The following is a 13647-nucleotide window of genomic DNA, read 5'->3' as shown; positions in this document are numbered from 1 at the left end:
GTGGTGGGCCGCAGCTGGGCTGCGGCGATGCGGGTGGGGCTGAACTCCCGGATCGCCGCGGCGGATCACAGCCGGGGGTCGACCGGCTCGGATTCCAGTGCCAGCACGGCGAAAACGCACTCGTGCACCCGCCACAGCGGCTCGCCCCGCGCGACCCGCTCCAGGCCTTCGAGACCGAGCGCGTACTCGCGGGTCGCCAGGCCGCGTTTGCGGCCGAGAGCCCGCTGGCGGAGGCGGTCCAGGTTCGCCGCCTCGGTGTAGTCGGGACCGTAGATGATCCGCAGGTATTCCCGGCCGCGCACCTTCACACCCGGCTGGGCCAAGCCGCGCTGCCCCGTGGTGAGGTTGGCCATCGGCTTGACCACCATGCCTTCGCCGCCGCCCCCGATCAGCTCCTCCCACCACTCGGTGCCCGCCGCGGTCGAGGCAGGGTCGGTGGTATCCACCGCGATCCGGCGGGTGGTGGCGAACAACTCCGGGTCGGTGCCGACGAGCCGGTCCGCCAACGCCAGGTGCCAGCCGTGCTCCAGGCTGTGGTAGGTCCGCCCCTCGGAGGCCAACACCTGGAACGGCGCCAGCCGCACACCGGCCAGCCCGTCTGTCGGCCAGCAGTAGCGGCGGTACGCCTCCCGGTAGGCATCGGCATTGGCCGCCCGCGCACTGGTCTTGGCATGCAACGCGTCGACGTCGACGCCGCGTTCCGCCGCTGCAGCCAGAACGTCCACGGCGCTCGGCAGCGCCGTGGACGCCGCCGCGCCGACTGCGGCGTACTGGCTCGTGATCAGGCTGCCCGCCTTCGCGCTCCACGGCATGAGCTCGGCGTCCAGCAACAACCAGTCGGTCGATAGCTCGTCCCACAGACCGGCCGAATCCACCGCCGCGCGCACGCGGGACAGCAGCTCCTCGGTCTGGTCAGGCGCGAAGAAGAGCCGTCCGGTGCGGGTGTGCACCGCCCCGGGGCCATCGATGCCGAACCTGGCCGCGCCAGTCGACGATTCCCGGCACACGAGCACGACTGCGCGCGAGCCCATGTGCTTCTCCTCGCACAGCACGTCCTGCACGCCGGCGGCGCGATAACCCGCGAACGCATCCTCGGGGTGTTCCAGCACGCCGGGCCGGTTGGAGGTGGTCACCGGGGCCATCGTCGGCGGCAGGTACAGCAGCCACCTCGGGTCGATCGCGAAGCGGCTCATCACCTCCAGCGCCGCCGCGGCACGCTCGGGCTGGACGGCGATCCGCCCGTGGTGGCGGGTTTCCACCGAACGACGGCCCACGACATCGTCGAGGTTGAGCACGTGCGGCTCCCGCCGCGACACCGAGTCGGCCAGCGGCGGCAGTTGGTCGGGCGGAAGCAGCGGCCGCTTCGGCTCGTACCAGACGCGCTGCGCCTGCACCGACATGACCTCGCGCTCCGGGTAGCGCAGTGCGGTGAGCTTGCCGCCGAAGACGCAACCGGTGTCCAGGCACATCGTGCCGTTGACCCACTCCGCCTCGGGCATCGGTGTGTGGCCGTACAGCACCATCGCCTTGCCGCGGTAGTCGTCGGCCCACGGGTAGCGCACCGGTAGCCCGTACTCGTCGGTTTCGCCGGTGGTCTCGCCGAAAAGCGCGAAGCTGCGCACGGTTCCCGATGCCCGGCCGTGGAAGTGCTCGGGCAGCCCAGCGTGCGCCACCACCAGCTTGCCGCCGTCGAGCACGTAATGCGCAACCAAGCCGTCGCAGAACTCTTCTGCCTGCTTGCGGAATTCCTCCGGCTCGGCCGACAACTGCGCCAACGATTCGGCCAGGCCGTGCGCGATCGTGACGTTCCGGCCGCGCAACGCGCGGACGAGCTTCTGCTCGTGGTTGCCGCACACCACCAGCGCGGTTCCGGTGGCGACCATGCCCACGGCCAGCCGGAGCACGCCCGGGGTGTCCGGGCCGCGATCGACCAGGTCGCCGACGAACACCGCACGCCGACCGGCCGGGTGCGCAGCACCGACGGCGCGCTGCTCTGCGTCGCGCTCGATGACGTATCCGAGCGCTTCGAGCAACTCCTCCAGCTCGGCCCGGCAGCCGTGCACGTCGCCGATCACGTCGAACGGCCCGGTCTCGGCGCGCTTGTCGTTGAGCAGCGGCTCGATCTCGATGGTGGCCGCGTCGACCTCTTCGACGCTGCGCAGCACATGCACGCGCCGGAAACCCTCTCGCTGCAACGACTTCAGCGAGCGGCGGAGCTCGGCCCGGTGCCGCCGGACGACCGGCGCGCCGAAGTCCCGGTCGGGGCGCTCCGCGTTGCGCTCCAGGCAAACCGACTCGGGCATGTCGAGGACGATCGCCACCGGCAGCACGTGGTGCTTCCTGGCCAGCTCGACCAAGGCGGACCGGGCGCCGCGCTGGACGTTGGTGGCGTCGACGACCGTGACCCGCCCGGCCGCCAGCCGCTTGCCCGCGACGTAGTGCAGCGCGTCGAAGGCGGCAGCGCTAGCCGACTGGTCGGTCACGTCGTCGGCGACGAGACCGCGGAAGAAATCGCTGGAGAGAACCTGCGTCGGCGCGAAGTGGGTGCGAGCGAAGGTGGACTTCCCGGCGCCCGAGGCGCCGATCAGCACCACCAGCGCCATGTCCGGAATGGACAGTCGCATCAGGCCACCACCGTCCTGCTGAACACTGCCATCTGGGTCGGCGCCCCGACTTCCGGATCCTCCGGGCCGACCGGAAGGTGCCTGACCGCGTAGCCGTGCTGATCGGCCACGCCCTGGGCCCACTGCCGGAACTGCGACCGCGTCCACTCGAAGCGGTGGTCGGAATGCCGGAACGCGCCGGTGGGCAGGTTCTCGAAACGCACGTTGTACGCCACGTTCGGGGTGGTCATGATGACCGTGTTCGGTCGTGCGGCGGCGAACACCGCGTGCTCCAGAGCGGGCAGCCGACTCGGGTCGACGTGCTCGATGACCTCCATGAGCACGGCCGCATCGAACCCGGCCAGGGCGGGATCCACGTAGGTGAGCGCGGACTGGCGCAGCGTGAGCCGCTCGCGGCGGCGCTCAGGCAGCCGCTCGAAACGGCGCGCGGCGACTTCGAGCGCGCGAGCCGACACGTCCACCCCGACGATCTGGGTGAACGACGGCTCCTGGATCAGGTCGTGCAGCAAAGCCCCACCGCCACAACCGAGGTCGAGGACGCGGCGAGCCCCGCTGGCCTTGAGCGCGGCGAGCACGCTGCCCCGGCGCTGCACGGCGAGCGGAATGTCCTGTTCGGATGTTTCGGTCACCACCGGCGCGACGAGCGCGTTGTCCAGTTCGTCCGGATCGGACTCGGCGAGCTGGGCCAGGGCAGAACGGACGTACGCCCTGCGGTGCGCCAGGTATCGGTTGCTGATCAGCTCCCGTTCGGGGTGGTCGGCGAGCCAGCCGTCACCGGCCCGCAGCAACTTGTCCACCTCATCCCCGCTGACCCAGTAGTGCTTCGCATTGTCCAGCACGGGGATCAGCACGTAGAGGTGCTTGAGAGCGGCGGAGACGCGCAGCTCGCCGGACAATCGCAGGTCCACGTAGTGCGAGTCGCCCCAGCCGGGAACCTGCGGATCCAACGGCACCGGTGTGGCCTCGACCTGCCAGCCCAGCGGCTCGAACAGCCGCGCAGCCAGCTCCACGCCTCCTCGGCACGGCAGTGCGGGAACCCTCACCCGCAGCGGAATCGGGGTCTCGGCCAGTTCCGGCCGCGCATCGCAACGCCCGTTCAACGCGGTCCGGAACACTGAACCCAACGCCACCGCGAGCAGCGAACCCGCCGCGTACGGCCGATCGTTGACGTATTGGCCCAGCGTGAACGCGTCGTTGCGCTTGCCCCGCACCAACTTGATCGGATCGACGTCCAGCAGCAGCACGGCGGTGCATTCCTCCTCGGCGGCCATCGGGTAGAAGACGTGCGCGGTTCCGGCGGCCACGGGGAAGGCTTGGGCCTTCTCTGGATGCTTGTGCAGCAGAAAACCGAGGTCGGTTGCCGGGCGGTGGGTGGTGGTCAGGGTGACGAGCACGGCGACAGTCTGCCTTACCGCCAAGTCCCGGCGAACCTCCTTTTATGGGGATGCGACCGGCTTTCCGCGAGTACGCGCTGCGCTAGTCGGCCAGCCCTGACTGGTAGGCGAAGACGACGAGTTGCGCGCGATCCCGCGCGCCCAACTTGATCATCGCCCGGCTGACGTGGGTGCGCGCCGTCGCCGGGCTGACCACCAGGCGTTCGGCGATTTCCTCGTTGTTCAAGCCCTCCGCCACCAGGCCCAGCACCTCGCGCTCCCGTTCGGTGAGTGTGTGCAGCTGCGGGTGCGGTCGGCGCGACCGCGGCGCCATCGACACGAACTCCCGGACCAACTGCCTGGTCGCCGACGGCGCCAGCAGCGCCTCACCGCCGGCGACGAGCCGGATCGCCCGGAGCAGCTCGACCGGCTTGGTGTCCTTCAGCAGCTGGCCCCGCCGCGCAGCGCGGCGAAGACGTACTCGTCGATCTCGAAGGTGGTCAGCACGATCACCTTGGTGTCCGGCAGCTCCGGGGCCGCAGTGATCCGGCGGGTCGCCTCCAACCCGTCGACGCCAGCCATCCGCACGTCCATCAGCACCACGTCCGGGCGGTGCTCGCGCGCCGCAGCCACCGCCGCCAACCCGTCAGCGGCCTCGCCGACGCAGGTCAGGTCGTCCTCGCTGTCAATGAGGGTGCGGAGGCCGATGCGCACCAGGTCCTGGTCGTCGACGATCAGCACGGTGATCATGGATGTCCTTCGATGGGCAGGCGGGCTTGCACTTCGAACCGGCCGTCCCCGGTGGGACCGGCGGTGAACTCGCCACCCAGCGACGCGACCCGCCGCCGCATTCCGGGGATGCCGAGCCCGCCGCTGTCGCCCGGCGATCCGGTGAGCGGGTTGGTGACCGTGATGACCAGGGCGTCGGTCGCGTAGTCGATGGTGGCCTCGGCGCGCTTGTCGCCGCTGTGGCGCAGCACGTTGGTCAGCGACTCCTGCAGGATCCGGTAGCCGGTCAGGTCGACCGCGGCGGGCAGCTCCCGCGGCCGACCGTTCGTGACCAACTGGACCTGAACACCGGCTTCGCTCATCCGCTTCCGCAGGTCGTCGAGCCTGGCCAAGCCCGGGGTCGGGCCTTGCGAGGCGGTCCGACGCACCAAGGCCAGTGTCGCGCGCAGCTCTTCCAGCGCATCACTGCTCGTGCGGCTGATCGCCTCCAGCGCGACCTCCGCCTGCTCCGGCTTCTTCGGCAGCACGTGCAGCGCCACGTCGGCTTGCATCTTGATGGCTGCCAGCCCGTGCCCCACGACGTCGTGCACCTCCTGCGCGATTCGCAACCGCTCGTCGTCCACGCGCTGGCGCAGTACCTCGGCCCTGGCCCGGGACGCTGCCTCGCGCTGCAACCGGACGACGCTGCCCATCGCGAACGGCACCACCACCCACGCCGAACCCGGGATCACCCCGAGCAGGCCGGGCACCGCGGTTGCGCTGGTGAAGATGTGGACCAGCAGCAAGACGAGGGCGGCGAATGCCGTCGGCACCGAGGTGGCCGGCGGGCGGTGCCTGGCCAACGTGTAGACCGCGATCATCAACGCCAGCAGGATCGGGCCGTAGGTGAAGCCCAGGAGCAGGTACGTCGAGGTGAGGGCGGCGGCGACGAGCAGCGTCACCACCGGTTGGCGACGCCGCAGCACCAGGACCAGCCCGGTGGCCGCCACCAGCACCAGGCCGACGCCGTCGATCGGCCGGTGCGCGGTCGCAGTCCAGTGGTCGGCGCCCAATGTGCCGACGATGCCGATCAACGTGATGAGGACGGCGAGCACGGCGTCCCCGATCAGCGATTTCATCGCGCGCATGTTCGCAGTCTCCGCGATGCGGGCGGCGCATGGGTCGGCCTAGGAGCGAACATGTCTCTACTCTTCCCGACGTAGCGGGCGGTGCCACCCCAGTTCAGGGAGCCGTCGCAGCCACCCGCGGGGACCTGGGGTCGCGCACTTGAGGGCGGCGACCGCCGCAGCGCGTTCAATACTGGTCGGGACGTCGGCGTCAGCTTGGCAGGCGAAGAAGCAATAGGCGCCGTGGAAGACGTCGCCCGCGCCGAGCGTGTCCACCACCTGGACGTTCGGTGGCTGCACCGCGCCGTGGTCGCCGCGGTGCCACCAGCGGACCGGGGCGTCGCCGTGCGTGGTGATCACGGTCGGGACGCCTTGGTCGACCAGGGCGCGGGCGGTCGCCTCGGAGGTCTCCGAGCCGGGCACCCGGAAATCGGCGGAGGCGATGATCACCTGGGCGCGCGGCAGCAGCGGCCTCATGGTCCGCTTCCAGCGGCCGGCATCCACCACGACCGGCGCCTGAGCAGCGGCTGCGGCGGCTTCGGCGAGCAATGGGTGGTGGCCGTCGAGCAACACGATGTCGGCCGCGCCGACAAGTTCGGCGATCGCCGGTGCCTGCCGCACCTGCAACGCCGTGGTGTCGATGCCGACGATCGAGCGCTCGCCGGTGCCCCGGGTGACCGCGACTGCCGACACCGGAGCGTCGTCGGTCCGGTCCCCGGCAGCGTCCACGACTCGGACGGCCCAGGACTCCAGGTCGGTCCGGATGACCGACGCGATCGGGCTGCGGCCGATGGCGGTGATCAGCACCGCCTCGCCACCCAAACCGGCGAATGTCACCGCCGCGTTCGCAGCCGGTCCACCGGCCGCGACGAACTGCGCGGTCGCGGTGGCCTTCTGATCGGCCGCCGGGCGGGCGTCGACGTGGTGCACCACGTCCAGGGTGGTCAGGCCGACGAACACGCCGCGCGGTGGTGGTGCAGCCATGCCGCGAGTCTAGTGGTGAACCCGGAGCGGTCCGGGCACACAGACGCTCGAAGCGCCCGATCACAATGCCTGAACGTCCGAACCTCCCAGCCAGGAAACGGAAATCGCGCCCGTCCTCCGTCCTCAATGGGCCGATCCGGTGGCAGTGGGTGAATGGCTTGTTCGGCCCCTGGGGTGTTCCTACGATGCCGGTGTAGATCGGTTCTCCGAAGACTTTGAACAGGTTCGGCAGCCACAGTAGATCACGCAGGACGTACACACCATCAGGCTGCGCAGGACCGCCAGGAACGAGCCGTGCTCGCGGGATGTCGTGAACGGGCGCTCCGCCAGGAATCGCCGCTCCTGCTCGGGAACCGGTCTTGCTCCCAGCTGCCGAAGTCCAGGGCGTCGGGCAGCTGGCGGTCGTGCCGGTCCGGTGGCAGCACGGTGATGTTGCCGGTGACCTCGCCCACGCCGTGGTACTGCACCAGCACCGGGCCGAACTCCTCCAACGCGCGAAGCTGGTCCTGGCGGTACATCGGAGCTCCGGCGGATTTCCGGGTGTTCGACCAGGCGCTTCAGGATCGTCGGAAACGTGAACGCGTTGCTGCCCCGTTCGGCCTCCACCCCCAGCGATGCGTCCCGGTGGTCGGTGCCGGGCATCAGGTCGCACAGGTGGTCGGTGACCACGAAACCTATCTGGTCGTCGCCGAGTATCGCGGCCTACGGGCGGCCGCAATCGAGGTTCCTGCCTACTGGTCCGACATCTGGACCGCTGGATTGCGGGGTGCGACGAGTCGGAGAGCGGTGTACAACGAGGGCGTCACGCGGACAAGACGTACCGCCTGGTGCGCCTGCGCAGCTGCCCGCCTGTTTCCAGGAGGTGCTGTGCCGTGAAAATTGTGTGCATCGGAGCTGGCCCCGCTGGGCTGTACTTCGCCATTTCGACGAAACTGCGGGACGCCGGGCACGACGTGACGGTAGTCGAACGCGATCCGCGCGGCGCCACTTATGGCTGGGGTGTCGTGTTCGGGGATGACCTGCTGGACACGCTGTACCGCAACGACCGGGGAAGCGCTGAGCGGATCCGCGCGGCGTCGACGTTGTGGCAGGGGCAGGTCATCGAGATGTGCAGCCAGGACAAGGCGTATCTCGGGGGGTACGGCTACAGCATCAACCGCGCCACGATGCTGGAGATCCTCGCCGAGCGGGCGACGGACGTCGGGGCACACATCGAGTACGAGCGCGCCGTCGACGACGTGTCCGAGTTCTCCGACGCCGACCTGGTCGTGGTGGCCGACGGCGCGAACAGCCGGATCCGGGGGCAGTACGCCGACGAGTTCGGCACCTGGGTGGACCAGGGGCGCAACCCCTACATCTGGCTGGGCACGGACCGGCGGTTCGACATGTTCACCTACGACTTCGAGGAGACCCCGGAGGGCTGGATCTGGTTCCACGCCTACCCGAGCAGCGCCGGGGTCAGCACCGTCGTCGTCGAATGCCAGGAGCTGGCCTGGCGGTACCTGGGCCTGGACCGGCTAGGCCACGAGGAGAGCACGCGGGTGCTGGAGCGGATCTTTGCCCGCCCGCTGCAGGGCCGCTCGCTGGTCAGCCAGTCCCGCGGGAAAGCCGCTTCCTGGCAGCGCTTCACCCACGTCTACAACGAGTCGTGGCTGCACGACAACATGATCCTGATCGGCGATGCCGCGCACACAACGCACTTCACCATCGGCTCCGGAACCCAGTTGGCGCTGCTGGATGCGGTAGCGCTCGCGCAGAACCTGTTCGACCACGGTGACTCGAAAGCAGCATTGAAGGATTTCAACGAGCAAGGCCACGCGCAGCTGCGCCTGGCGCAAGCCGCCGCGCGCACCAGCATGGCCTGGTTCGAGAACGTCGACCGCTACGCCAACAGCAACGCCGTGGACTTCACCTTCGCAATAGCCAGTCGGTACGGCGAGCATCCGCCGTGGCGGTACCAGCAGCACCTCGTGAACCAGAACTTCTTGGTGCGCAAGGGAAAATTGCTTGCTGGTATCGGCCGACGGTGGTTTTGCGCGCTTCGGCGCGGCGAATCCTGGCGCTAGTGCCGTGTCGTGTCCTCCTAACTGGGCATGTGCCCGTCCGGTCGGGCCGGAGTTTCCGGCGGTCCGACCGGACGCTCCGGGTGGTGCAGCCGGTAGAGGTGGGCGTAGCCGTTGTTGTTGGCCAGCAGCTCGTCGTGGGTGCCGGCTTCGGTGATCGTCCCGCGGTCCAGGTAGATAATCTGCTGCGCATCGCGGACCGTGAGCAGGTTGTGTGAGATCACGATGGTGGTGCGCCCGGCCATCAACCGGCGCAGCGGCGCCAGGATCCGCTGCGCGGCTTCGGCGTCCAGGCTCGTCGTCGGCTCGTCCAGCAGCAGGATCGGGGCGTCGCGGATCATCGCGCGGGCGATCGCGATGCGCTGCCGCTGCCCTCCGGAGAGCAGGCGACCGCGCTGCCCGACCCGGGTGTCGTAGCCCTCCGGTAGCTGCTGGATGAACTCGTGCGCGTCGGCGGCCTCGGCCGCCTCGACCAGCTGCTCGCGGGTGGCGTCCGAGCGCCCGGCCAGGATGTTGTCCGCGATGGTGCCGTCCAGCAGCAGGGTTTCCTGCAGCACGATCGCGATGTTCGCGCGTAGCGCGTCCAGGTCCACGGCCCGCAGATCGATGCCGTCCAGCAGGATCCGGCCGTGGGTGGGGTCGTAGAAGCGCAGCAGCAGCTTGGTCAGCGTGGACTTGCCCGCGCCGCTGGCTCCGACCACTGCGGTGGTTTGCCCCGGCAAGGCGCAGAAGCTCACCCCGCGCAGCACGTCGGCGGCGGTGTCGGGGTAGCGGAAGCCGATCCGGTCGACCTCCAGGCGGCCGGTGATCCGCCGCGGCAGCGGGATCGGGTGCGCCGGGTTCTGAACCAATGGGCGCTGGTCGAGCAGATCGATGATGCGCTCCGCGCTGGCGGACGCGGCGAAGACGGTGTTGGACAGCTGGCCGAGGTTGCGCACCGGCGTGTAGAGCTGGGACAGGTAGACCAGGAACACCAGCAGCCCGCCGAGGCTGATCCGGTCCGCCGACAGCTCGTAGATGCCGACGCCGAGGATGGCCATCACGCCGACCACTTCCAGCAGGTCGACCAGCGGGGAGAACAGCGCACCGACTCGCACCGAGGTCAGCGCGGCGGAGACGTTGCCGCGGCTTTGCCGGGTGAAGCGGTCTACCTCGGCCTGTTCCCGCCCGTAGGCCTGGATCAGCGGCGCGTTGCCGAGGCTTTCCTCGGCGACGGTGGAGATCGAGCCGCTGCGACCGCGGACCTCGCGGGATGCCTCCCTGATCCGCCGCGCGAAGAACTTGGCGACGACCCAGAACAGCGGAGCCCCGACCAGTGACACGAGGGCCAGCAGCCAGTCGAGGTAGAACAGCACCCCGGCGAACAGCAGGACCTTCACGACCGAGGCGAAGGTCTGCGCGACCCCGGACAGCACCAGGCTCTCGATGGCGGCCACGTCCCCGGTGAGCCGGGACAGCGTGTCGCCGATGCGCCTGCGGTCGAAGAACCCGATCGACAGCGTGTGCAGGTGGGCGAAGACCTTGGTGCGCAACTTGTTCAGGAAGTTCTCGCCGATCCACGTCGCCAGGTATTGCCCGCAGAAGTCCAGCGCGCCCGCCACCAGCGTTATCAACGCGTACGCCACCGCGATCGCGGGGAAGAGCGAGAAGTTGCGTGGGGCCAGCACGTCGTCGATGAGCACCTTGAACAACCAGATCGCGGCCGCGTCCAGCAGCGGCGATACCAGCACCAGCACCAAGCTGACCAGCAGCCAGCCGCGGTACTGCCGCGCATCCGGCCAGAAGCGGCGGAAAACCTCGCGCACTCGCACCGTCGGCGCGCGCTCGACCAGCCCCTCGGTGTCCCGTTCGGCCGGCCGGAACAGCCAGCTCACCAATCCCGGCAAATCCTCACCCCCCAATTACAGGCGTAGCTCCCGCCCCGGGAGGAGCGGGAGCTACGCGTCTACACGGTCCTGTGGACGTCTAGGACGGTCCTGTGGGTACTAGGGCTCACCAGCAGCCCCAGCCGCCCCAGCCGCCCCAGCCGGAGCCCCAACCGCCCCAGCCGCCCCAGGAGCGGAACCGGTCGAACCTGAACGAGTCCTTGATCTGCATTCCCATCACCATTTTCGGTCGATGCACGTCGCGTGCCGGATAACCCTGAGATCCGGCGCGCGCTTGCATGCAGCGCATGGAGATTCCAGTCCCCCGCAGACCACCGGAGGGGAACGATCTGGGCCCTGGATCGAACGTGTGCCCGGTGGGAGCTTTGCGAACTGCGACCGGCCGGAAATCTTTTCTCCTGCGCCGGGCCACTTCGCCGGTGAGTCGGTCTTCCCCAGTAGCCGATGTCATTTGGCACTGACCTCGGCCGGCTCTTTCCTCGATGTGACCGGTTCCCACCCTAAGCGGTCCACCCGGGTAGGACAAGCTGGCTTTCGTGTTGGTTCGGCGGATTTTTTCGGCTTTGTAGACCGCATAGGCGGGGCGCGTGAGGAATTAGGGCATTTGGTCCCGAGCTTTTTCCGTGTTTTGTTTTGGTGTTGGGGGAGTGGGTATTGAGCACGATCCTTTTTAGGTCGCTGGCTATGCTTTCACATGCGGGAAATCAATCATGGGTATGTTTCCGGCCAACCTGGATTCATTGGGTTGGAAAGTATCGGACAGCGCAATTGGTGAATAAATTGTCGTTGTCGGCGATGGCGCCCGTCGGCCCAGCGCAGTCCTGGCCGGTCAGCCAGCGAATAGGTGCTGGAAGAACGTGGTCAGCGAATTGGCCATTGCGCTGATCGCCGACACCAGCAGGTCGAACCCGGACCGGACGATGTCCGCCGACCCGACCGGGTCGCGGACCAGCAGCGAGCCAAGAACGACGACCACGAGCGCCACGACCACGATCACGGCCTTGCGGTTCATGAGCTCAGCCCCCTGTCCGACCACCTTCGACGCCGACGAGACCCTACCCGGCGGCCACCGGCAGCTCTCCACCCGCGTGGAGAAAGCCGATCACATCCGGCCGCCGATCACAACTGGCCGCGCCGGTCGCGCCGGGAGACGGGCCTGGTCAGCCGGCGGCTGACGCGGGAACTGGTCTCCTGCAGTAGCTCCACCCACTCGGCGGGGTCGTGCCGGTACTGCTCGGACTGCCAGCCGACGCTCAGGCTCCCGTAGGGCTCGTGGTGCAGGAAGACAGGCACCGCGAGGGTGGCCACACCGAGGTCGTACTCGCCGAGGGTGTAGGCCCAGCCCGCCTCCCGGATCTCGGCGAATTGCTCCTCCAACACGGCCAGGTCGGTCACGGTGCGCTCGGTGAACCGGGCCAGCGGCCGGTCGGTGAAGATCTTCGACCGCATGTCGTCGGCCAGGAACGCGTAGAAGGACTTGCTGGTCGCGCCGGCGTGTGCGGGGTAGAGCTCGTTGGTCAGCGGGTAGTCCCGCAGCCTGCCGTCGGCGCCTTCCGCGACCACGACGCACCGCATGTGCGCGCTGTCCGGCAGCGCCAGCAGGGCGCTGTGCCCGGTCTCCTCGGCGAGCTCGGCCAGCAGCGGTCGCATCAGGATGTCCAGCGCCCCGGCCTGCTCCCACATCCGGCCGAGGTGCAGCGCCGCCGGGCCGATGCGGTACCGGCGGTTCGCGGTGTCCTGCACCAGGAATCCGCGGTGCGCGAGCGTCGCCAGCAGGCGCTGTGCGATCGAGGTGTGCAGGCCGAACTCGGTGGCCACCTCGGTGACGCCCCATTCGGGTCTGCCGCGGTCGAAGGCGAGCAGCACCTGCAGCGCGCGGTCCGCGGTCTGCGGCAACCCAGGTGGGGTGCGGCGATCCGTCTCGAAACCCGACATGACCCCATTTTGCGAATAGCGGGATCGCCCTGTCCGGTCGGGGAGCTGTTCCCGGTGGGTGCCGCCGCGGCTTCGGTGTGCGAGGCTCGGAGGACGACGACGAAGCGGAGTTCCCTGGAGCACCGATGAGCAGCCCGGAGTACCAGCACCTGCTGACCGAGCAGGACGGTCCAACCGTCCGGATCACCATGAACCGCCCCAAGAGCCGCAACTCGCTGTCCGCAGCGCACCTCGCCGAGCTGCGGCAGGCGTTCGAAGCGGCGGCCGAGACGAAGGCGACCGGGATTGTGCTGGCCGGCGCGGGTCCGGTGTTCAGCTCCGGGCACGACTTCGGCGACATGGCCGACCGCGACCTGCCCGGGATGCGCGAGCTGCTGCGCTTGTGCGAGTCGGTGATGCGCACCATCCACGCGGTTCCGCAGGTGGTGATCGCACGGGTGCACGGGCTGGCGGTGGCGGCCGGTTGCCAGCTGGTGGCCACCTGCGACCTGGCGGTGGCCGCTGAGTCGGCCGGTTTCGCGCTGCCCGGCGGCAAGGGCGGCTGGTTCTGCCACACGCCGGCGGTGCCGGTGGCCCGCTCCGTCGGCCGCAAGCGGCTGATGGAGATGGCGCTCACCGGTGATCCGATCGACGCCGCGACCGCCGAGCGCTGGGGCCTGGTCAACCAGGTGGTGCCCGACGCGGAGCTGGACGAGGCTGTCGCGGCGCTGCTGAAGCGAGCGACGCGCGGCAGCAGGCAGACCAAGGCGGTGGGCAAGCAGAGCATCTACGCGCAGCTCGACCGGCCGGAAGCCGACGCCTACGCGATCGCCACCGAGGTGATGGCCGCGACCTCGCAAACCCCGGACGCGCGCGAACGCATGCAGTCGTTCCTGGAGAAGCGCAGCCCTACCTTCGGCGATTGAGCATCGAGATCGCGGTCCGCGGGCGCTATGACTTTTTGCCCT

At 69.2% G+C, this 13647-nt stretch carries 10 protein-coding genes and 1 pseudogene; 2 read left to right on the top strand and 9 right to left on the bottom strand.

What is annotated here, in order from left to right:
• Nucleotides 1-65 precede the first annotated feature (65 nt).
• The 6 genes and pseudogenes from SSPN_RS0106720 to SSPN_RS57545 form a co-directional block, all read right to left on the bottom strand.
• Complete coding sequence (locus SSPN_RS0106720) at nucleotides 66-2624, bottom strand: polynucleotide kinase-phosphatase (protein ID WP_010693091.1); 2559 nt, start codon at nucleotides 2622-2624, stop codon at nucleotides 66-68.
• Entirely contained in the window at nucleotides 2624-4018 is a 1395-nt protein-coding gene (locus tag SSPN_RS0106715; RefSeq protein ID WP_029535042.1) for a 3' terminal RNA ribose 2'-O-methyltransferase Hen1, read from the bottom strand. The genes SSPN_RS0106720 and SSPN_RS0106715 overlap by 1 nt, the downstream gene beginning before the upstream one ends.
• An 82-nt stretch (nucleotides 4019-4100) precedes the next feature.
• Nucleotides 4101-4747: pseudogene (locus tag SSPN_RS42760) on the bottom strand (response regulator).
• A complete protein-coding gene (locus SSPN_RS0106705) occupies nucleotides 4744-5853 on the bottom strand; it encodes a sensor histidine kinase (RefSeq protein ID WP_010693089.1) in 1110 nt (369 codons plus the stop codon). The pseudogene SSPN_RS42760 and the gene SSPN_RS0106705 overlap by 4 nt, the downstream one beginning before the upstream one ends.
• 57 nt (nucleotides 5854-5910) lie before the next feature.
• Nucleotides 5911-6816, bottom strand: a complete 906-nt coding sequence (locus SSPN_RS42755; protein ID WP_044572661.1) for a PfkB family carbohydrate kinase — start codon at nucleotides 6814-6816, stop codon at nucleotides 5911-5913.
• 263 nt (nucleotides 6817-7079) lie between these two features.
• Nucleotides 7080-7334, bottom strand: a complete 255-nt coding sequence (locus SSPN_RS57545) for an acyl-CoA synthetase (RefSeq protein WP_010693087.1) — start codon at nucleotides 7332-7334, stop codon at nucleotides 7080-7082.
• Between the two features lie 354 nt (nucleotides 7335-7688).
• Here SSPN_RS57545 and SSPN_RS0106690 point away from each other — a divergent pair, with 354 nt between their 5' ends.
• Nucleotides 7689-8882, top strand: a complete 1194-nt coding sequence (locus tag SSPN_RS0106690) for an FAD-dependent monooxygenase (protein ID WP_029535041.1) — start codon at nucleotides 7689-7691, stop codon at nucleotides 8880-8882.
• Nucleotides 8883-8899: 17 nt separating this feature from the next.
• On the opposite strand, the gene SSPN_RS42750 is transcribed toward SSPN_RS0106690, so the two are convergent.
• From SSPN_RS42750 to SSPN_RS0106670, 3 genes are all read right to left on the bottom strand, one after another.
• Nucleotides 8900-10753 carry an ABC transporter ATP-binding protein gene (locus SSPN_RS42750; RefSeq protein WP_237710472.1) on the bottom strand — a complete coding sequence of 618 codons (1854 nt, stop codon included), beginning with the start codon at nucleotides 10751-10753 and terminating at the stop codon, nucleotides 8900-8902.
• Between the two features lie 841 nt (nucleotides 10754-11594).
• Nucleotides 11595-11777, bottom strand: coding sequence for a hypothetical protein (locus tag SSPN_RS0106675; protein WP_010693083.1), 183 nt, complete (start codon nucleotides 11775-11777; stop codon nucleotides 11595-11597).
• Between the two features lie 107 nt (nucleotides 11778-11884).
• Nucleotides 11885-12700 carry an IclR family transcriptional regulator gene (locus SSPN_RS0106670; RefSeq protein WP_029535040.1) on the bottom strand — a complete coding sequence of 272 codons (816 nt, stop codon included), beginning with the start codon at nucleotides 12698-12700 and terminating at the stop codon, nucleotides 11885-11887.
• 125 nt (nucleotides 12701-12825) lie between these two features.
• Between SSPN_RS0106670 and SSPN_RS0106665 the strand changes: the two genes are divergently transcribed.
• Nucleotides 12826-13605 (top strand): enoyl-CoA hydratase-related protein, encoded by a 780-nt coding sequence (locus SSPN_RS0106665; RefSeq protein WP_010693081.1) that lies wholly within the window; start codon nucleotides 12826-12828, stop codon nucleotides 13603-13605.
• Nucleotides 13606-13647: the final 42 nt, after the last annotated feature.

The sequence above is a fragment of the Saccharopolyspora spinosa NRRL 18395 genome (genome assembly GCF_000194155.1).
GTDB classification, from domain to species: domain Bacteria; phylum Actinomycetota; class Actinomycetes; order Mycobacteriales; family Pseudonocardiaceae; genus Saccharopolyspora; species Saccharopolyspora spinosa.
This window is presented reverse-complemented; position numbering and strand designations above follow the sequence as displayed.